Genomic DNA, 20,256 nt, shown 5'->3' on the forward strand with positions numbered 1-20,256 from the left:
GGGTTTTTTATGTGCGGTAGACGGGAGATTAGTCGCTACCAAACAGATCGCGGGTGTAAACCTTATCCGCCACGTCTGCCAGCTCTTCCGCCATACGGTTCGAGATAATCACATCCGCTTCTTTCTTGAAAGCGCCCAGATCGCGGACCACGCGGGAGTGGAAGAACTCGTCTTCCTGCATCGCGGGTTCATAGATAATGACCTGCACGCCTTTGGCCTTAATACGCTTCATGATCCCCTGAATAGACGAAGCGCGGAAGTTATCAGAGCCGCTCTTCATGATCAGACGATAGACACCCACCACTTTCGGCTGACGCGCAAGGATAGAATCAGAGATGAAGTCTTTACGCGTGCGGTTGGCATCCACAATCGCGGAAATCAGGTTGTTTGGCACCGCCTGATAGTTTGCCAGCAGCTGCTTGGTATCTTTTGGCAGGCAGTAACCGCCGTAGCCAAATGACGGGTTGTTGTAATGGTTGCCGATACGCGGGTCGAGGCACACGCCTTCGATGATCTGGCGGGTGTTCAGGCCAAGACTCTCTGCATAGCTGTCCAGTTCGTTGAAGTAGGCCACGCGCATTGCCAGATAGGTATTGGCAAAGAGCTTGATCGCCTCGGCTTCGGTGGAGTCAGTGAACAGTACCGGAATATCTTTCTTGATTGCGCCTTCCTGCAGCAGTGCAGCGAAGCGCTCCGCACGCGCAGAGCGCTCACCGATCACGATTCGGGATGGGTGCAGGTTATCGTATAACGCCCTGCCCTCGCGCAGAAACTCTGGCGAGAAGAAGACATTATCAATACCCAACTCTTCTTTGATCGATTTGGTGAAGCCTACCGGAATGGTCGATTTGATGATCATCACCGCTTTTGGGTTGATTGCGATAACATCTTTGATCACCGCTTCTACGGTTGAGGTGTTGAAGTAGTTGGTTTTAGGGTCGTAATCCGTTGGTGTCGCGATGATGACGAAATCTGCGTCACGGTAGGCGTCTTCTTTGTCCGTCGTGGCACGGAAATTCAGCGACTTATTTGAGAGATAATCCTGTATTTCCTTATCAACAATCGGGGACTTCTTCTGGTTGAGCATATCAACTTTGGCCTGCACGATGTCCAGTGCAACCACTTCATGATTCTGAGCAATTAGAATGCCGTTTGAAAGACCAACATAGCCTGTTCCGGAAATAGTTATTTTCATTCGCTAATGACTTCTGTGAGTTAACTGTATTGATGGCCGCCTGACCATCGCGATGAACCTGACTGTTGGGCTTTGTACCTCCTTGCCAACAGAACTGTCAAGGCAAACCAGGAGTAATCCCTACGAGCGGGCTGACATTCAGACTTCTTCGAAAAAAATCGCCATTTTCAGGATAAAAAAACCCGGAGAATTCTCCGGGTTATGTTCACAGCCAGTTGATTAAATTATTCCATCCATTCGGTATGGAACACACCGTCTTTATCGGTACGTTTATACGTATGCGCACCGAAGTAATCACGCTGTGCCTGAATCAGGTTCGCTGGCAGTACGGCAGCACGGTAGCTGTCATAGTACGCCACCGCAGCGGAGAAGGTCGGAACAGGGATACCGTTCTGCACAGCGTAAGCAACCACATCACGCAGCGCCTGTTGGTATTCGTCCGCGATTTTCTTGAAGTACGGTGCCAGCAGCAGATTCGCGATACCGCCATTTTCAGCGTACGCATCTGTAATCTTCTGCAGGAACTGAGCGCGAATAATGCAACCAGCACGGAAGATCTTCGCGATTTCGCCGTAGTTCAGATCCCAGTTGTTTTCGTCTGAAGCGGCACGCAGCTGAGAGAAACCTTGTGCATAAGAGACGATTTTACCCAGATACAGCGCACGACGAACTTTCTCAACGAATTCAGCTTTATCACCAGCTGGCTTGGCCTGAGGGCCAGACAGTACTTTTGAAGCAGCAACACGCTGCTCTTTCAGAGAGGAAATGTAGCGTGCAAACACAGATTCGGTGATCAGGGACAGAGGCTCGCCCAGATCCAGAGAGCTCTGGCTAGTCCATTTACCGGTACCCTTGTTCGCTGCTTCATCCAGAATCACATCAACCAGGTATTTACCCTCTTCATCTTTTTTAGTGAAGATATCTTTGGTGATGTCGATCAGGTAGCTGTTCAGCTCGCCTTTGTTCCACTCGGTGAAGGTCTCGGCGAGTTCTTCGTTAGAGAGGTTCAGGCCGCCTTTCAGCAAGGAGTAAGCTTCAGCAATCAGCTGCATATCGCCGTACTCGATGCCGTTGTGAACCATTTTCACATAGTGGCCAGCACCGTCAGGACCGATATAGGTCACGCACGGCTCACCGTCTTCTGCAACGGCGGCAATTTTGGTCAGGATAGGAGCGACCAGTTCGTACGCTTCTTTCTGGCCGCCAGGCATGATAGATGGACCTTTCAGTGCACCTTCTTCACCACCGGAAACGCCGGTACCGATGAAGTTAAAGCCTTCCGCAGAAAGTTCACGGTTACGACGAATGGTGTCGTGGAAGAAAGTATTACCGCCATCAATGATGATGTCGCCTTTATCCAGATACGGTTTCAGGGAATCGATAGCAGCATCGGTACCCGCGCCCGCTTTCACCATTAACAGGATACGACGAGGCGTTTCCAGAGACTCAACGAACTCTTTAACCGTATAGAAAGGAACCAGTTTCTTGCCTGGATTCTCAGCGATGACTTCTTCAGTCTTATCACGGGAGCGGTTGAAAACGGAGACGGTATAACCACGGCTTTCGATGTTGAGCGCCAGGTTGCGCCCCATCACTGCCATACCGACAACGCCGATCTGTTGCTTGGACATTACATACTCCTGTCAGGTGTGGTCACCACGAAAAATACGTGGCTTGAATGTATCTATGATGTTAACTCAGGATATGAGGTGAAAGGTAGTGGAAGATGCTCTTTAAATAATTTTTATTTTTATCAATGCGTTATGAAACACTGAGCATCTTAATACAAGCTTTCATACTGCCTGGAGATAATCTTCCAGGTATACCTGCGTTCTGCAATTTCCTGCATTGCAGCTGCATTCTCAGAAATTTTAAGCATTTGGTCATTCAAAAGCTGTACAAGGTTATCGCTGTCAGTAAAATAGAAAGCTTGTCCTTCCGTTGTGAAACGGTTGAAGCTGCAATCATATGCATATATAGGTTTGCCAAAGTGCATTGCTTCAACCAGGGAAGGATTAGTACCTCCAGCGGAATGCCCATGAAGATAGCCAGCACAAGACATTCGAATTTGATAGAGAAGATTTATATCATAAATTGGATTGATTAGCTCAATGTTGGAAAAGTAGCTATATTTCTTTACGAGGTCACGTCCATATTCGCTAGAATTCCAATTCCCAATGAATTTAATTTTCTTTTGAATTTTCGTAAACGAATCAAGAATAAGGTGTATATTATTCTCTGGTTCTATCCGGCAGATGCTGAGAAAAAACTCTTCATCGTCCTTGAGGAATGTATCAACTCCACTGGAGGTTGATATTTCACCAACATTTACTGCGTGATCACCGCCATATGCAATAACTTCACTTTGCAACTTATATTTGCTATAGACATAATCCGACAAAGCTTGATTATCGGTAATAATTACATCAGAAAATTTAATGGCTATATATTCAGAAAATTTCAAGAATAAACGTGCGAACCGACCCCACTTTTCTCTCCTCCACTCCAACCCATCAATATTTGTAATAATCCTACTGCGACTAAAGAGTTTGAAAAAAGGAAAAATAACAGCACCAGAAACACCGAGCACAAGTATCACATCTGGTTTGGTTTTCAGGGTTTGCATTATTGAAACCATATCATATGCAATACTTTGAATTCCATTCGCTTTTAATGGAATATACTTTAATTTAGCGCCATTGTGGTGTTCTAAACGTGTCGTAAGTTGTTTTGATGAACAAAAGACTTCGTAGTTAATATCTTCACTAGAAAACCTTGTCAGGTTTTCAACAAGCGATTCAAATCCACCATAGGAGGCAGGAATACCAACAATACCAATTATAGATATTTTTTTCATTTATAACCTTCATTCTTCGAATCAATTGAATTAATTGATCGCTTTCCATTCATTAACAGCATAATAGGGAACATATAAAAAACATCTAACAAATTAAAAAATAAAACACTATCAGTCATTGCTTTAATAGGTATTATCGCGAACAATAAAGAGCATATAAAACCATAGCGTAAAAACGTTTTAAACGTCACGACTATAAATAGAATTAAAAGCATTAATACCGGTAGCAACCCAAATAATGAGTGTATTAAGACAAAAGAATTATGTGGATTGTTATTTAATATATTAATTATCTCCATTCCATTGAATGATCGCCCCAGGACAAGATCTGTCAGACCGAAATTAGAAAAATACTCATCATATATAACACTTCTTGTGGTTTTTAATCCTTCGGAAAAATTTGTATTATCAGCAATTCTTTCATTTAGAGAACTGAAATCAACATACATTATAAAAGGTGAGCAAATCAAAACTACAATCAGCATTCCTTTCAAGCCAAAAGTCTTATACAGTGCAACACACAATATCACTGCGGAAATTAATAAAGCTGTTCTTCCCTTTAATAAAAAGCACATTAATAATGTAATAATTGCGACGGGCAATAAACTTCTATTTCGTAAAGTAAACAAAAAACTACAGGCAACGGGAAAAATTACAAAGGTGGCTACAATATTTCTGCTGGCCTCAAAGAAAATTAGATTTTCATCATGAACAATTAAAAGACGTATTATAATCAGCGTGCACGCCAATAGAAGAAAGTGAAAAAAATAACGCTTATAATCCAAAATATACAATGCATATGAAAAAGCTAAAAATGCCACCCCAGAGAATATAAAGTAGATCTTCAGTTTCCAGTCATCGTTTGGTGATAATAAAGCTGAAACAGAAAAAATAATCAAAATGATTGCGAGCCCAAAAATGACGTTTTGGGAGAAATAAGTCCTATTAAAGATGAATAACACTAGAGAAGATGCTAAAAAAAGGACTGTTACCATTTGTCGAATTAGCACACCATCGAATGTCATTGAAAAGAGATAAATTGCAGTCAATAATAAGAACACTGCTTTAAATATGCTTTTCATCGATATGATCTTTTATAAAAGTTTGAATATGACTAAGAATATTCTTTTCAAAAATATCTTTAGTTAGGTTGGTAGCATAAAACTCTCTGGCTCGGGAAGCTAAAAGCTCAGTATCAACTTTTTGTTGGCAGATATTTTTTAACACTTCGGCGAAAGCGTCATTATCATCTTTATTAATGAGTATCCCGTTATAATTATTGCTAACTATCTCTGCAGCTCCACCATGTGAAGTTGTAATTATTACACATTTCGCTCGCATTGCCTCCAACACTGTAGTTGGAAAAGGATCACTCATAACAGATGGAACAAGAACCACGTCATAGTTGAACATTTGACGATCAGCACAGTCACTGAAACCAAGTAATCGAATATTATTCTCTATATTATTTTCTTTAAGATAATGTCGAAAATCGTCGAGTAATGAAGGTCGATTAGGTGGTGCATCTCCGTATGCATCAACTAAGATACTTTGGTTTTCATTATTTGTGAGTTTCTTTACAGCATCAGCTAAAAACCAATATCCCTTCTCAGGCATTATTCTACCAACTATAAGGAATTTCGGATTGGCAAGATTGATCTTCTTTTGGGTTATAGAAGCTTCAAAAATATCTGGAACACCATTTTTTATTACGGTAGCACATATACTCTCGTCTCCATTAGTTACATAATCTTTAACTACATTGGATACGCAAAAAATTTGATTCGCACTCTTCTTTATTAGAAAAGCCAATGCCCTTCCTGAGAATTTTTGTTTCTGATTTTCATGGCAATGGACTATATTTTTAACAAGAAATAATTTACAGCCAAAAGAAACCAAACCTGCAGCATAGGTGTTAATGTAAAAAAAATCATAGTTATTTTTATTTTTGAACAAATAAAAACTAAATCTCATGAAATCTTTAACAAGAGAAGATATACCTTTCGCAGTGAAAATTTTACTATGTACAACTGGAATAGTTTCGACTTTATTATATTTTATATTCTCAATTTTGCTTGATTGTTTTGACAGAAATTCTTCAAGACACGTTTTATCATTTTTAAACCAGACTTCAATGAAAAAATAATTTGATAAAATAGATATTACATAAGATAAAATCTTCGTTGCACCATAGCTGTCATCTAAAGGATGAATTACAACAATCTTTCTCATTTCATTCAAATCCATTATAGTTTCCTTCAAAGTAACCAGCTTTCTTCAAAAGAGATTCGTTAAAAGAGGTTCCCCATACATGTGTCTGAGCATTACCTTTTACAAAACCCACGCTCGAATAAATTGTTGCTAATACTTCAGGCTGATCCATTAAAATCATAATCTGACCAGGGATTTTTGATTGAATAAAAGTACAGTCAAAATATCGAGAATAATCCGTATTTTCTCGCGGGTGGGATTTTATGCAAATTTCATTTTTATCATAGATGCTGCAATAATGCTCATAAAGAATTTTATAAATCGCGATTTTCTCTACCTCGGACATCATTCCATCTTCTGAAAATGGTTGAGTAAAAATAACAACTTTTGAAAGTGGCACATAAGGCTCATTAGAAAAAAGATCTAGGAAATAGTTTTTCTGAATAGATGAGAGGTTATTCCAAGTTTTAGTAATATCGATCTGCGTTACTTTGCTGCTGATTTCCTCTGGTATATTAACAATTCCAGAGAGAATAACCTCATTTACATCATCGCCCCATCCAAAGAAAGGACCACTTGAACCGAAAAGATATTTTCTGAATAAAGATTTACGATTTTGCTTTGTAGATGCATAATTAGCCAACCCATCTTCAATTAAAACGAAACCAGGACTGCGCTTAATGTAAAGGTGCGAAAAATATAGATGATCATGCCCATACACTTTACTCTTTTTAATATTAAAGTGAAGGCAAAAGTTTTTATAATGATAATAAACTGCCCGTAGCAATAAGCTTATTAATTTAGGATGGTTATTGAATGAAGGAAATAACACTGAAGAAGGCAGTTTTCTCTGGACATCTTGTGAAATGCCATCGGAAACAATAAAGGTTGTCTTTTTAAAATCTTCTGGCCTTATAAGATAATATATGAAAAGACCATGTATATTATTAACAACACAAATGATTGGTAATTGCGATTCTCGACTATTTATCATCTAACATTCCCTAAAGCCCACGGTACAAGTTTTGTTTTATAAGCAAGAATCCAGGTACCTAAAAAACGTAGAAACATCGAAATAGCAAATGAAATCGCGACGCCTTTTATACCAAATGGAGTAATCAATAACATAAGTAGAATGACATTAAATATTCCGCAGGCAATCGTTAAAATTGATAACTGCCCTGTTTTTTTGGCGTAAAACAAATAATTGGTTACCATTAAATACATGCCAAGACAAACCTGCCCTATGCACAACCAGCCTATAACTGATTTTCCTGTTTCATATTTCTCACCTGCAACCACGGTTAAAACATAAGGTGAAATAAAGAAAGATAACACACCTATACATATTAATAAAATAAAATAATAATACGTTTTACTAACGATATGCTTCCTCTCAATAAAAGCACTGTTACTCAATTCCTTGAAAAGCCACGGCATAAATGCTTTATTGACTGCATCGAAAACGATCACCATTCCCATACTTAATTGCATTGCAACCATGTATATACCGGCCTGATCAGAACCCAATTTAGCATTTATAAAAAAACGGTCGACTGAACTAATAAGATACATACCAAAAACATGAGGTATTAGAGGAACGCTAAAACTTAACGCATCCATGAACATACCTTTATGTATCTTCTTAAAGCTTAATAATTTATCTTTTTGAATGAGGTAAATGACAATTACTAAAACAATCAACATGGAATATATTTGAGCTTCAATTCGTCCCTCGGCATGACGTCCAAGAACCACAACGAAAGCCAATGTGAAAATAAAAAGAAGAAGGCTTTGTCCGATTTGCAACATTCCAAATGATATCGCTTTCTCAATAATTTGCCATTGGTTAAGCCGAAATTGGACAATGAAATTTATGCCACTTATGAATATAGCAGCGAGAATCCAGTTTTTATTTATCCCAGTAAAATATTCCAGGTCTGATGAAAACATTAAAGTTAAAGGGATAACGATTGCAAGACTTAAAATCAAGAGATAAAAACAAGCACCGTTGTAATTCCTTAAAAAATCTTTATCTTTTTTATCGAAAAAAACCCGCGCAGTAGCACCTAAAGTATTAAATGCAATAACTGACACCAATCCTGTAATAATTGTTTGGAAAATAGCGATTTTTCCATACTCAGATGTCGTAAGATATCGAGTTAATATTGGTAAAAGAACGAATGGTATAGATGCATTTAATATGTTTGAAATCAAATATACTGATGATTTCTTTAGAAAAGACATAGGATACCTGTTTTAATTAATTCTTTTCGACAGTAGTATTTCAGCCAATTCAAAATCTATTTTTTCATCAATATCAATAGAATTAAACCTGTTCATTATATAAGCAAAAGTCCCTTTACTATAAATATTATTTATATTCGAGACATAATCTCTATTAAATAAATAGATAGAGCCATTTAATCTATAATATGTAGGAAGATCTTGTGTCCGTTTAATACTGGCTGCTGGAATAAAATTATCCATCGATAAATCATCTTCCAAAACGTTACAATATTGAATAGGATGCTCGACCTCGCATACTGAGACTATCGCCTTTGCTTTTTTTTCTACCATCAAGTCAAATGCATTAATGATGTCAGTCTCGGTTCGCAGAGGTGAAGTTGGTTGTAATATCATTATAGTAGAAACAACGACACCAGTTCCCTCTAACCATTTTACTATATCTGTAACAACATCATTGGTAGTTGCCGTATCAGATGCCAGTTCAGGCGAACGAAGGTAAGGAACCTCAGCTCCGGCGCGTATAGAAATTTCACGGATCTCATCAGAATCTGTGCTAACTATTATCCTATCGAATAGCTTAGATTTTAAGGCAGCTTCTATCGTCCATTCAATCAGAGGTCGCCCACAAAGATTTTTAATATTCTTACCTGGAAGTCTTTTACTACCGCCTCTGGCAGGAATTATCGCTATTTTCTTCATTATAAGTACAACCCCTGGATATCTTGTTGAGCTTTATTAAAATCATCCATGCGACCAATATCCAACCAGTATTCATGGATTGGGAACATTGTTACTTGTTTATCCATTTTTATTTGTTGCTCTAATAATGTTGGCATGTCAATTTTAGTATTTGCTCCAACATTTTTATATATTTCTGGATTAACAACATAAATGCCTGCATTCACAAAAAATTTCTGGATTGGTTTCTCGACCATGTCCGTAATGACATTGCCTTTGCCACGAACCACGCCATAGGGTATTTGATACTCATATTCCCGCACGCACATAGTTGCAATAGATTTAGATTCAATATGAAATTGCAAAAGCTTCTCAACATTAAGCGTAGTAAGTACATCACCATTAATCATGATCAATGGCAAATTACCAATATCTTTAGGTAAAAGTCCGAGGGCACCGCCAGTACCTAAAGGCTCAGCCTCATAAACATAGGTTATATTAACGCCCCATTTAGAACCGTCGCCAAAATAGTCTGAAATATAATCTGGCATATAATGCGTTGAAATATATATATTCTCGAACCCAGATGAAATAAACTGAGTTAAAAGTGTTTCCAAAATTGGTTTATCACCAACCTTAAGCATTGGTTTTGGGCAATTATCAGTTAAGGGTTTTAGCCTGGTACCAAACCCGCCCGCCATTATAAAAATAGGATTTTGGTAGCTAGGCTTCTCAATACTTGTTTCATAAGTTTCCAAACCAACTACTTTCCTTGTAAGAGAGTCAATAATTGGAATTGCTAGTATAGACCGATTTGACATTAATTGGATTAACTGGGATTTTGATGTTTCAACAGTTGCTGTAATAGGTGATTTATTCATCACGCAGCTGACATTTTCGTCAAGATCAATATTATTTATTATACCACGCCGTATATCACCATCGGTAAGTACTCCAAGCAACCGGCCTTCAGCATCGATAACAAGGGCTATACGTAAGGCTTCGTCATTGATTATTTTGAGTGCACTACGAATACTTTCATTTGGTGATATAAGAACTTTTTGCCATTTTTTTTTCATCGTATCCCCCTGACTAGCGAGCAATCATTATATTTAGTAAAAGGTTGAGTTAGGTAGAATATTTTTCCGGACAAGTGCTGCAGAACCGATAATGCTTTCATCTCCGATAATGATGTTTTGAATAACAGTCGCATTCGCGCCTACAAAAACATTATCGCCGCAAGTAACACCACCGCACAGCACACCACCAGGTGAAATATGGCAGTTATTACCGACAATTGAGTCATGCTCAATGATAACGCCCGTATTGATAATTGTATTTTCACCAAGTCTTACGCCAGGTTGTATTATTGCGCCAGGTAAAACCTGTACTCCTTCGCATAATACTGAGTACGAAGAAACTATAGCGTCTTTAGATACAACTGTTTCAAATGCAAACCCAATGGTTTTTAATTTCTCAAAAATCGTTTTTCTGATATCAGACCCAGGCACAAAGCCTAAACCATTTACTACCTTTATTGCCTCGGGTGAGTATTTACTAATAAAAACATCATCAGAAATAACGGGTATACCATTAAATACTTCACGATGTAGAGATAACTGTTTATCAACTATAACTTCTATTCTATACCCAAGCTTGAGTAACATATCAGCAATTACAGAGGCATGGCCCCCACCACCAAATAAAGCAATCGTTTTAGTCATTGCTGATTCTGTCACCTTCACGATAATCTTTTTTTGCTATTTTCCCTTGCATATTCCAATATTCATACGGTGAAATACCATCACCGGGACGTTTAATAGCAATATTATCGCTACTAAAACTAGAACCCGAACTGATATCTTTTGCAGCAACAATGCTTCGACGCGCTATCGATTTATTCTTTTGCTCTGAAGCCGTAGGTCTTTTAACTCCATCACCTAAAGCTAATTCAACGTTTCTAATTGCTTTAACCATTTCTGCAAGCTCGTTTGGTTCAAGAGATGCTTTATGATCAGGCCCTTCCATATTCTTATCGAGAGTGAAATGCTTTTCTATTATAACAGCCCCTCTTGCAACAGCCGCAACTGGAATAGTAATACCCTGACTGTGATCTGAATATCCTGTCGGTAAGCCAAACGCCAAAGCCATAGAATCCATCGCCCTCAGATTTATTTCATTCATTGGTGCAGGATATTCAGTCGTGCAATGTAATATACGTACCTTTTCTTTCAGTGCACGCTGCCCAGCATCCGATGAATATGCTTTCTGAAATTCTGAGCGTGACGGTTCCACATCACCATCAGAAGTAAATCCAAATGCAAGCACACCCAGAGCATCTTCAATTTCGGACAATGTAGCCATTCCTGTTGACAACATAATATTGCAGCCTGTCAATGCATGCAATAATACGAATGGAGCGTTCGTTATCTCTCCTGAAGGTATTTTCAACGTCTTCAAGTTCAAGTCGTTCACCAGAAAGTTTAAGCTTTCTTCATCAAATGCAGTAGATAAAAACTCAATGCCTAACTGGTTGCAATAGTCAATTAGTTCCTTATGAACTTCATAAGATAACTCTAACCGACTTAACATAGCTAGCTGCGATTCGGTTTTATTAGTATTAGCAACTTGATATTCAGCCTGGACTGCACTAGATGTAACGAGATTTTGCGATTTGAAGGTTTGAAACTTTACTATATCAGCTCCGGCATCGTGTGCCGCATCGACCAAACGAAAAGCCAGGTCACGCTGGCCATTGTGATTTACACCGGCCTCTGCAATGATAAGAGTCATAATGTTATCCTAAATCGTGAAATTTTTTCATGGGATTAAAATCGAGTGCTTTAACTGCATTAATAATTTTTTTGCTCGAATCACCTTCCCCATAAGGATTATCAATTTTTACAGAATTAAGTTTAACTTTCATCTGGCAGGCTGCTTTTATAGCTTCAACAATAGCATTCTTATTTGGGGGGCAGTTAAAGACAGAGTCAGCAGCCAATCTACCATTTTGCCGAGAACCTATATTTATAGTTGGGACACCAAATGATGGTGCTTCAATGATTCCACTTGAAGAGTTCCCAATTACCATAGTGCTATGCTTTAATGCAGAAAGGTAGCGAAGTTGCCCTAAGGAGGGTATAGCAAAAACTCTATCCGTCTGATTCCTCGCATATTGCTCCAGAATTGGAATTATTTGCCGCCCACCATCGTCTGAATTTGGATAAGTTATAATGATTTTGTATTCTTTAAATTCATCAAGTGCACCCAATAATGCCTCAAAAGAGCACTTTGGTGATTCGTCTGCAAGAGTTACAGGGTGATATGTAACTAGAAAATAAGGACAATCTAACGCAAAATTTAATGATTTACTTAATTCAGCTAACCCTAGTAGATTAGTACGATGAAGGTGTTCGAGGCCTAACGCGCCGACATTGTAAACTCTATTAGGTTCCTCACCTAATTGAATGACTCTGGTTCGATATTCTTCTGTTGAAACTCCATGCAGATAACTAAGCTTAGTTATGGCATGACGAATAGCATCGTCGTATGCACCTTCAGTAATTTCACCGCCATGTAAATGAAAGATAGGTATTCTTAAGAACATTGCTGCCTGGGCTGCCGCAAAAGCTTCATATCGATCCCCCAGAATAATAATCAGGTCAGGTTTCATTCTGGTTAGTGCATCGGCGAATCCAATTAAACCAAGCCCTATACTCTTCACCACTCCAACAGCACTGTCCGAAGATAGCAGGATTTCTACTTTTTCATCAATCTTAAAACCATCTTCTTCTATCTGCTGCCATGTTAGGCCAAATTCAGGGGACAAATGCATCCCGCTGACCAAAACCTGGAGTTCAAGAGTAGGATCATTTTTTATGTCCTGCATTAACCAATATAGCAGACCATATTCAGCTCTTGTACCAGTAAAGACAGCAATTTTTTTTGGCATACCAAATTTTCCTACAAAGTATTGATAGGGGTACTTGGAAGATTTATTAATCTCTCTTCGATAATTTCCGATTGTGTCAATTCATCACGAATGCATCCGCTATACATTGGTAAACGATGCATTAATTTCCAGACAGGCCTGGTCATTATCCCCTTCTGATTCATATCGTTAAGTAACCTTTCTCTGGTTTCTTTTGTGTCACATATAACGGCATTTAACCAGTAATTAGAACGTGCATATTCAGGCTCAGATACAAATGTCAGTTCGCTTTTAGCAAAAAAATCTTGATATTTTTTAGCAAGTTCTCTTTTTTGAGAGAGGAACAGATCAATATTTTCTATTTGTGCACAACCAAGAGCGGCATTAATATTTGGCATCCGATAATTAAATCCTGGTTCATCATGATTAAACTCGTAAGGATGAGGGATTTTCGCCGTAGTTGTTACATGCTTAGTTCTTTTACCTTCCTCCTCTGAATGACATAAAATCATTCCACCGCCGCCAGTGGTGATTATTTTGTTACCATTAAAACTTAAACATCCATATTTTCCGATTGTGCCAGTATGTCTACCTTTATAATAAGAGCCCAAGCTCTCTGCAGCATCTTCTACTAAAGTGATACCCCACTTAAGGCATACTTTAAGTAATTCATCTAACTCAACGGGATGACCAAAAGTATGCATCGGAACTGCCGCTCGAATATTTTTACCCGTTTTCCGATGAATTGCACCTGATTCAGTGAGCTCAGCGTTTTCATCAAGCCAATTACTCATCGCTACTGGACATAGGCCCATGCTAATAGGTGATATATCGATGAAGACAGGCTCTGCACCTAAATGATATATGGCATTGCATGTTGCGACGAAAGTTAATGCTTGTGTAATGACCAAGTCACCTCGATGCACTCCAGAAAGATAGAGTGCTGCGTGCAGCGCAGCGGTACCATTTACTGTCGCCACTGCCCTTGGGCTTTTTGTATAAGATTCGATTTTCCTCTCGAATTCATCCACATACTTCCCAACGCTAGAAACAAAACTTGATTCAATTGTATCTGCTACATATGCCTTTTCATTTCCAATAAATGTTGGCACATGGAGAGGAATGAAATCATCCGTTTTATACAGGTTTCTAATAAAGTCTACCAGGATATCAGCATTCATGTTTCAACCTTTACATTTTGCCATCTAAATATTTGCCTTTTTCTTGATGTCCGAAACCACCAATAGTTTCGTGAAATAAAGAAACGATTTCATCTTTGTTCCATGATAAATTTTTCTTCATGCCCTGAATTTTATCACGGAAATTTTGTATTTTTTCATAATCAGGAGAGGATGTATTTTTAACTATTCCAATATTATTGTATTTATTCATATCAACGATTTCATTTGCCATGAAAAACTCTTCGAAATCTTTTTCACCTGTAGTATCACTCGGTGTAAACAAACAAGGCCATAAATCCTTGTTTTGATTGTTTTTGGCAAACTCTCGAGCTTCTTCTTCTGAACTACATAAGTATGGTTTTAGTCCTAGCTGTTGTAAATAAAGCACAGCAATTTCAGAAAAAGTTATTAAATCTAACTCTTCGCTTAGTTTAGGGAAAAATATATCACCGCGTTCTCCGAAGATACATGACATCAAGCATAACTCACCGGACTCTTGTGGAGTAACAAAATAGCGTTTGATATCATTAGGTGCAACAATTGGTTGTCTTTTCTGTATTCTCTGGTTAAAACCATGTAATAACGAACCATCAGAGAAAGCAACGTTTGCAAATCTTGCTGTTGAGATATTTATGTTCTGGCTTTGTTCCATTAAAAACATTTCCATGATACGTTTAGAGCCACCCATCATATTAACGGGATTAGCGGCCTTATCCGTTGACACACAGAAATATTTTTTTGCACCGTGCAAATGAGATTGAATAATTGTTTTTTCAGTATTAAACACATTAACATCTATCATACGCATTAATGTGTAAGGGTCTTTTTCACTACGAACGTGCTTTAGAGCCGATAAATTTAATACATAATCATATTCGCCATCAGCTTTTATGAATGCATCATATTCGATGGATCCTATATCTAAAGCGAATGTTTTAAAATCTCCATTGATATAACCAAAAGAACTTCGGATATCACGGACGAGCTCTACTAAATTGTTTTCACTGATATCAACCACATGTAATTTTTTAGGGTTTCTTTTAAATATTTCTTTAGTTACCGCCTGACCTATTGAACCAGCACCGCCAAGAACCAGAAACTTCGAATCTGAAACAATCTCTTTAAGTTCACTCTCATAGTGGATAATATCCGAGTCGAACAACGCTTTGTTTCTTCCGATTAATTTTAAAATATCAATCATTTCCTATCTAACTCCAATAGATTTATAGAATTGTGGATTTTGTTTATCTTTTTCTGATAAAACCACTTCAATTGAAGGCCATTCAATATTTATGGTTTCATCATTCCAAATTATTCCAGCCTCATGCTGGGGTGCGTAATAATTTGTAGTTTTATAAACAAACTCAGCAGATTCACTTAATACTAAAAATCCATGCGCAAATCCTTCAGGGATCCACAATTGTTTTTTATTTTCAGCAGAAAGATTTACACCAACCCATTTACCAAAAGTTGGAGAAGATTTGCGAATATCCACTGCGACATCAAATACTTCGCCAGCAACGCAGCGTACTAATTTACCCTGCGCGTAGGGATCTAACTGATAGTGCAGTCCACGTAAAACGCCTTTACACGATTTCGAATGGTTATCTTGAACAAATTCGATTTTTCGCCCAACTGCTTCTTCAAAAACTTTCTGGCTAAAGCTTTCAAAGAAAAAACCGCGCTCGTCACCAAATACTTTCGGCTCAAAAATGAGTACATCTGGAATATCAGTTTTTACAACTTTCATCGATTAGTAACCTTTTATCATTTTGAGCAGATATTGACCGTAAGCGTTCTTTTTCAGAGGTTCTGCCAGTATCTTGACCTGCTCCGCATCGATGAAACCTTTTCGAAAAGCAATCTCTTCAGGACAGGAAACCTTTAGCCCCTGACGCTCTTCAATTGTCGCAATAAAGTTACTCGCCTCGATCAGGCTCTGGTGTGTACCGGTATCCAGCCAGGCATAACCGCGTCCCATCATGGCAACTGACAGACGTCCCTGCTCCAGGTAAATACGGTTGATATCCGTGATTTCGAGCTCACCGCGCGCAGAAGGCTTCAGGTTTTTAGCCATTTCGACAACATCGTTATCGTAGAAATAAAGGCCCGTAACGGCATAGTTACTCTTAGGCTCAAGCGGCTTTTCTTCCAGGCTGATGGCCGTACCGTTTTTATCAAACTCCACAACGCCATAGCGTTCAGGGTCGTTAACATGATAGGCAAATACCGTTGCACCATCATCTTTATTCAACGCAGCTTCAAGCTGTTTTGGCAGGTCATGACCATAGAAAATGTTATCGCCGAGGACCAGCGCGCAGCTATCGTCACCAATGAACTCTTCGCCAATAATAAAGGCCTGCGCCAGCCCGTCCGGGCTTGGCTGCACTTTATATTGAAGGTTTAACCCCCACTGGCTGCCGTCACCGAGCAGTTGTTCAAAACGTGGCGTGTCCTGCGGGGTACTGATGATGAGGATGTCTTTAATCCCCGCCAACATCAGCGTTGACAGCGGATAATAAATCATCGGTTTGTCATAAATTGGCAGCAGTTGCTTGCTCACAGCCATAGTAACCGGATAGAGACGAGTGCCGGATCCACCAGCAAGAATAATGCCTTTACGCGTAGCCATTGTAATTTCTCTGTAAATGCAAATTGCCCGGATCCGGGCAATTATTTAATGATTAGACTGATTCAGCTGAAAAAAGCTCGGCGAGCATTCGCTTAACGCCCACATCCCATGCCGGTAATACAAGGCCAAAGTTATGCTGGAATTTCTCTGTATTTAAACGCGAATTCTGCGGACGACGCGCAGGCGTAGGATACGCGGTGGTTGGAACGGCATTGAGTTTTTCAATTTCCAGTTCAATCCCCGCCTTTCTGGCTTCATCGAATACTAACGCGGCATAGTCATACCAGGTGGTTGTGTCCGATGCTACCAGATGATAAAGACCAGCCACTTCCGGTTTAACTATTGCCACACGGATTGCATGGGCGGTACAGTCAGCCAGTAACTCAGCGCCTGTTGGCGCACCAACCTGATCGTTGATCACGGAAAGTTCTTTACGCGTCTTCGCCAGGCGAAGCATTGTTTTTGCAAAGTTATTGCCTTTGCCGGCGTAAACCCAACTTGTACGGAAAATCAGGTGCTTAGCGCAATGTGCCTGGAGCGCTTTTTCGCCGTCGAGCTTGGTCTGACCATAAACATTGAGCGGTGCGGTCGCATCCGTTTCACGCCATGGCGTTTCGCCATCGCCTGGAAAAACGTAATCAGTAGAATAGTGAACCACCCAGGCACCAATTTTCGCCGCTTCCTTTGCGATTGCCTCGACGCTGGTTGCGTTAAGCAGCTGCGCGAACGCCTGCTCGGATTCAGCTTTATCCACTGCAGTATGCGCCGCTGCGTTGACGATGACGTCAGGTCTGATGGTGCGGACGGTTTCAGCGATGCCTTCTGGATTGCTAAAATCACCACAGTACTCTCTGGAATGCACGTCAAGTGCAATCACGTTCCCTAACGGTGCGAGTGCGCGCTGGAGTTCCCAACCCACCTGCCCAGTCTTGCCGAACAGAAGAATGTTCATTATTGACGTTCTCCGTAATTCTGTTCGATCCAGGTCTTATAAGCACCGCTTTTAACGTTGTTAACCCAGTCCTGGTTGCTCAGATACCATTCAACGGTCTTACGGATACCGCTTTCGAAGGTCTCTTCAGGCTTCCATCCCAGCTCAGTGCCAATTTTATGCGCATCAATCGCGTAGCGGCGGTCATGCCCGGGGCGGTCAGCGACGTAGGTGATCTGATCGCGATAGGAGCCTTCTTTCGGCACGATTTCATCCAGCAGATCGCAAATGGTGTGCACCACGTCCAGGTTCTGCTTCTCGTTATGCCCGCCGATGTTGTATGTCTCACCCGGTTGACCCTGGGTTACAACGGTGTACAGCGCACGCGCATGGTCTTCAACGTACAGCCAGTCGCGGATCTGGTCGCCTTTGCCGTAAATTGGCAGCGCTTTACCGTCCAGGGCATTCAAAATCACCAGCGGGATCAGCTTCTCAGGGAAGTGATACGGGCCGTAGTTATTGGAGCAGTTGGTCACGATCGTTGGGAAACCGTAGGTACGCAGCCATGCGCGAACCAGGTGATCGCTGGACGCTTTAGACGCAGAATACGGGCTGCTTGGCGCATAGGCTGTGGTTTCGGTAAACAGCGGCAGCTCATCAGAGGCAGGATGTTCATCAGGATGAGGTAAATCACCGTACACTTCATCCGTAGAGATGTGGTGGAAGCGAAACGCCGCTTTGGCCGCGTCATCCAGCGTCGACCAGTAAGCCCGTGCGGCTTCCAGAAGCACATAGGTACCGACAATATTGGTCTCAATAAATGCAGCGGGGCCAGTAATAGAACGGTCAACGTGGCTTTCTGCCGCAAGGTGCATCACCGCATCCGGTTTATGCTCGGCGAAAATGCGATCCATTGCCGCTTTATCGCAAATATCCGCATGTTCAAAGACATAACGATCGCTATCATTAACGTCGGTCAGTGACTCCAGGTTACCGGCATAGGTCAGTTTATCCACATTGACGACTGCATCCTGGGTATTATTAATAATATGTCGCACCACTGCTGAGCCGATAAAACCGGCACCGCCCGTAACAAGAATCTTCACGTTAGCTATTCCATCTATTGGGTATATCGAGATATTGATGCTCTGGAACCCGATTAATAATAACGGTTTCAGAAATTTTGCACGCTACCGCCCCTGGCTTAACAGCTACCAGTGCACTGAGCGAATGTTGAATAAAGGATTTTGAGGTCTGATTACAGACAAAAAACTGGCGTTAATTGTCGTCCTAAATGGACTCGGAAACAAGCACAAATCGTTACAAATCAGTCCACATTTGAATCAGATAACTCCATGTTATCACTAGAATTAATAACAAAAAGCGGCAGTTACCATTTTGGTTATGTTTACACATACCAAATGATAACTGCCGCTTTTTCAAACAGACAGAGACAAATCAGTCGTTAGCCAGCAGCTTCTCAATGCGGCTTCTGAACTTCGCCCCTTCCTTCAGGTTACGCAGACCGTAGTTCACAAACGCCTGCATATACCCCATTTTCTTGCCGCAGTCATAGCTGTCGCCGGTCATCAGCATGGCATCAACGGACTGTTTTTTCGCCAGTTCAGCAATCGCATCGGTTAACTGGATACGGTCCCAGGCGCCTGGCTCCGTTTTTTCCAGCTCGGCCCAGATATCCGCGTTCAGAACATAGCGGCCAACGGCCATCAGGTCGGAGTCCAGCGTCTGAGGCTGATCTGGCTTCTCGATGAACTCAACAATGCGGCTCACCTGCCCTTCCGTCTCCAGCGCTTCTTTCGTCTGAATGACAGAGTACTCAGAGAGATCGCCATCCATGCGCTTCGCCAGCACCTGGCTGCGGCCCGTCTCGTTGAAACGTGCCACCATTGCCGCCAGGTTGTAACGCAGCGGGTCCGCAGATGCGGTATCAATGATGATATCCGGCAGAACGACGATGAACGGGTTATCACCCACGACCGGACGCGCGCACAGAATCGAGTGGCCCAGACCCAGCGGCTGCGCTTGGCGCACGTTCATGATAGTCACGCCAGGCGGGCAGATAGATTGAACTTCTGCCAACAGCTGACGCTTAACGCGCTGCTCAAGCAACGCTTCGAGTTCGTAAGAGGTGTCGAAGTGGTTTTCAACCGCATTCTTCGAGGAGTGCGTGACCAGAACGATTTCTTTGATCCCTGCAGCAACAATCTCGTCGACGATGTACTGAATCATCGGCTTGTCGACGATCGGCAGCATCTCTTTAGGAATTGCCTTGGTGGCTGGCAGCATATGCATGCCCAGACCCGCTACCGGAATGACTGCTTTCAAATTAATCATTATATCTTCCACCTTAAAATGGTTGACGAATTATA

General features: G+C 40.8%; 19 protein-coding genes. All 19 read right to left on the reverse strand.

The window, feature by feature from the left end; all coding sequences use genetic code 11:
- Positions 1 to 28 precede the first annotated feature (28 nt).
- The 19 genes from ugd to galF all read right to left on the reverse strand — a co-directional run bounded on the left by ugd (position 29) and on the right by galF (position 20,221).
- Positions 29 to 1,195: a UDP-glucose 6-dehydrogenase gene (gene ugd / locus ACTJJA_RS12860; protein ID WP_440668326.1), complete on the reverse strand. Its 1,167-nt coding sequence runs from the start codon at positions 1,193 to 1,195 to the stop codon at positions 29 to 31.
- Positions 1,196 to 1,419: 224 nt separating this feature from the next.
- Positions 1,420 to 2,826 carry an NADP-dependent phosphogluconate dehydrogenase gene (gndA, locus tag ACTJJA_RS12865; RefSeq protein ID WP_440668328.1) on the reverse strand — a complete coding sequence of 469 codons (1,407 nt, stop codon included), beginning with the start codon at positions 2,824 to 2,826 and terminating at the stop codon, positions 1,420 to 1,422.
- 149 nt (positions 2,827 to 2,975) lie between these two features.
- Positions 2,976 to 4,052, reverse strand: coding sequence for a DUF1972 domain-containing protein (locus ACTJJA_RS12870; RefSeq protein WP_440668330.1), 1,077 nt, complete (start codon positions 4,050 to 4,052; stop codon positions 2,976 to 2,978).
- Positions 4,049 to 5,134: a hypothetical protein gene (locus ACTJJA_RS12875; RefSeq protein ID WP_214593807.1), complete on the reverse strand. Its 1,086-nt coding sequence runs from the start codon at positions 5,132 to 5,134 to the stop codon at positions 4,049 to 4,051. Before ACTJJA_RS12875 ends, ACTJJA_RS12870 begins: the two co-directional genes overlap by 4 nt.
- Positions 5,118 to 6,299 (reverse strand): glycosyltransferase family 4 protein, encoded by a 1,182-nt coding sequence (locus ACTJJA_RS12880; protein ID WP_440668332.1) that lies wholly within the window; start codon positions 6,297 to 6,299, stop codon positions 5,118 to 5,120. Before ACTJJA_RS12880 ends, ACTJJA_RS12875 begins: the two co-directional genes overlap by 17 nt.
- Positions 6,286 to 7,257 carry a glycosyltransferase family 52 gene (locus ACTJJA_RS12885; RefSeq protein WP_440668334.1) on the reverse strand — a complete coding sequence of 324 codons (972 nt, stop codon included), beginning with the start codon at positions 7,255 to 7,257 and terminating at the stop codon, positions 6,286 to 6,288. Before ACTJJA_RS12885 ends, ACTJJA_RS12880 begins: the two co-directional genes overlap by 14 nt.
- Positions 7,254 to 8,510 (reverse strand): lipopolysaccharide biosynthesis protein, encoded by a 1,257-nt coding sequence (locus ACTJJA_RS12890; protein WP_440668336.1) that lies wholly within the window; start codon positions 8,508 to 8,510, stop codon positions 7,254 to 7,256. Before ACTJJA_RS12890 ends, ACTJJA_RS12885 begins: the two co-directional genes overlap by 4 nt.
- Positions 8,511 to 8,522: 12 nt before the next feature.
- Positions 8,523 to 9,212 carry a cytidylyltransferase domain-containing protein gene (locus ACTJJA_RS12895; protein WP_429165524.1) on the reverse strand — a complete coding sequence of 230 codons (690 nt, stop codon included), beginning with the start codon at positions 9,210 to 9,212 and terminating at the stop codon, positions 8,523 to 8,525.
- Positions 9,212 to 10,270 (reverse strand): nucleotidyltransferase family protein, encoded by a 1,059-nt coding sequence (locus ACTJJA_RS12900; protein ID WP_440668339.1) that lies wholly within the window; start codon positions 10,268 to 10,270, stop codon positions 9,212 to 9,214. The genes ACTJJA_RS12895 and ACTJJA_RS12900 overlap by 1 nt, the downstream gene beginning before the upstream one ends.
- A gap of 33 nt (positions 10,271 to 10,303) precedes the next feature.
- Entirely contained in the window at positions 10,304 to 10,915 is a 612-nt protein-coding gene (locus tag ACTJJA_RS12905; protein WP_440668341.1) for an acetyltransferase, read from the reverse strand.
- On the reverse strand, positions 10,908 to 11,984 hold the full coding sequence (gene neuB / locus ACTJJA_RS12910; RefSeq protein WP_440668343.1) for an N-acetylneuraminate synthase: 1,077 nt from the start codon (positions 11,982 to 11,984) through the stop codon (positions 10,908 to 10,910). The genes ACTJJA_RS12905 and neuB overlap by 8 nt, the downstream gene beginning before the upstream one ends.
- 4 nt (positions 11,985 to 11,988) lie before the next feature.
- Positions 11,989 to 13,143: a UDP-N-acetylglucosamine 2-epimerase gene (gene neuC / locus ACTJJA_RS12915; protein WP_440668345.1), complete on the reverse strand. Its 1,155-nt coding sequence runs from the start codon at positions 13,141 to 13,143 to the stop codon at positions 11,989 to 11,991.
- An 11-nt stretch (positions 13,144 to 13,154) separates the two neighbouring features.
- Positions 13,155 to 14,303: a LegC family aminotransferase gene (locus tag ACTJJA_RS12920; protein ID WP_440668347.1), complete on the reverse strand. Its 1,149-nt coding sequence runs from the start codon at positions 14,301 to 14,303 to the stop codon at positions 13,155 to 13,157.
- Between the two features lie 10 nt (positions 14,304 to 14,313).
- Positions 14,314 to 15,504 carry a UDP-N-acetylglucosamine 4,6-dehydratase gene (locus tag ACTJJA_RS12925; RefSeq protein ID WP_440668349.1) on the reverse strand — a complete coding sequence of 397 codons (1,191 nt, stop codon included), beginning with the start codon at positions 15,502 to 15,504 and terminating at the stop codon, positions 14,314 to 14,316.
- A gap of 3 nt (positions 15,505 to 15,507) precedes the next feature.
- Positions 15,508 to 16,053, reverse strand: coding sequence for a dTDP-4-dehydrorhamnose 3,5-epimerase (rfbC, locus tag ACTJJA_RS12930; protein ID WP_440668351.1), 546 nt, complete (start codon positions 16,051 to 16,053; stop codon positions 15,508 to 15,510).
- Positions 16,054 to 16,056: 3 nt separating this feature from the next.
- Entirely contained in the window at positions 16,057 to 16,935 is an 879-nt protein-coding gene (gene rfbA, locus ACTJJA_RS12935; protein WP_214593795.1) for a glucose-1-phosphate thymidylyltransferase RfbA, read from the reverse strand.
- Positions 16,936 to 16,987: 52 nt separating this feature from the next.
- Positions 16,988 to 17,887 carry a dTDP-4-dehydrorhamnose reductase gene (gene rfbD / locus ACTJJA_RS12940; protein ID WP_440668353.1) on the reverse strand — a complete coding sequence of 300 codons (900 nt, stop codon included), beginning with the start codon at positions 17,885 to 17,887 and terminating at the stop codon, positions 16,988 to 16,990.
- Positions 17,887 to 18,972: a dTDP-glucose 4,6-dehydratase gene (gene rfbB / locus ACTJJA_RS12945; protein WP_440668355.1), complete on the reverse strand. Its 1,086-nt coding sequence runs from the start codon at positions 18,970 to 18,972 to the stop codon at positions 17,887 to 17,889. Before rfbB ends, rfbD begins: the two co-directional genes overlap by 1 nt.
- A 352-nt stretch (positions 18,973 to 19,324) precedes the next feature.
- Positions 19,325 to 20,221 (reverse strand): GalU regulator GalF, encoded by an 897-nt coding sequence (galF, locus tag ACTJJA_RS12950; RefSeq protein WP_010431970.1) that lies wholly within the window; start codon positions 20,219 to 20,221, stop codon positions 19,325 to 19,327.
- Between the last annotated feature and the right edge of the window lie 35 nt (positions 20,222 to 20,256).

The organism is Enterobacter sp. 22452 (assembly GCF_052045065.1).
In the GTDB taxonomy this organism is placed as follows: Bacteria; Pseudomonadota; Gammaproteobacteria; order Enterobacterales; family Enterobacteriaceae; genus Enterobacter; species Enterobacter mori.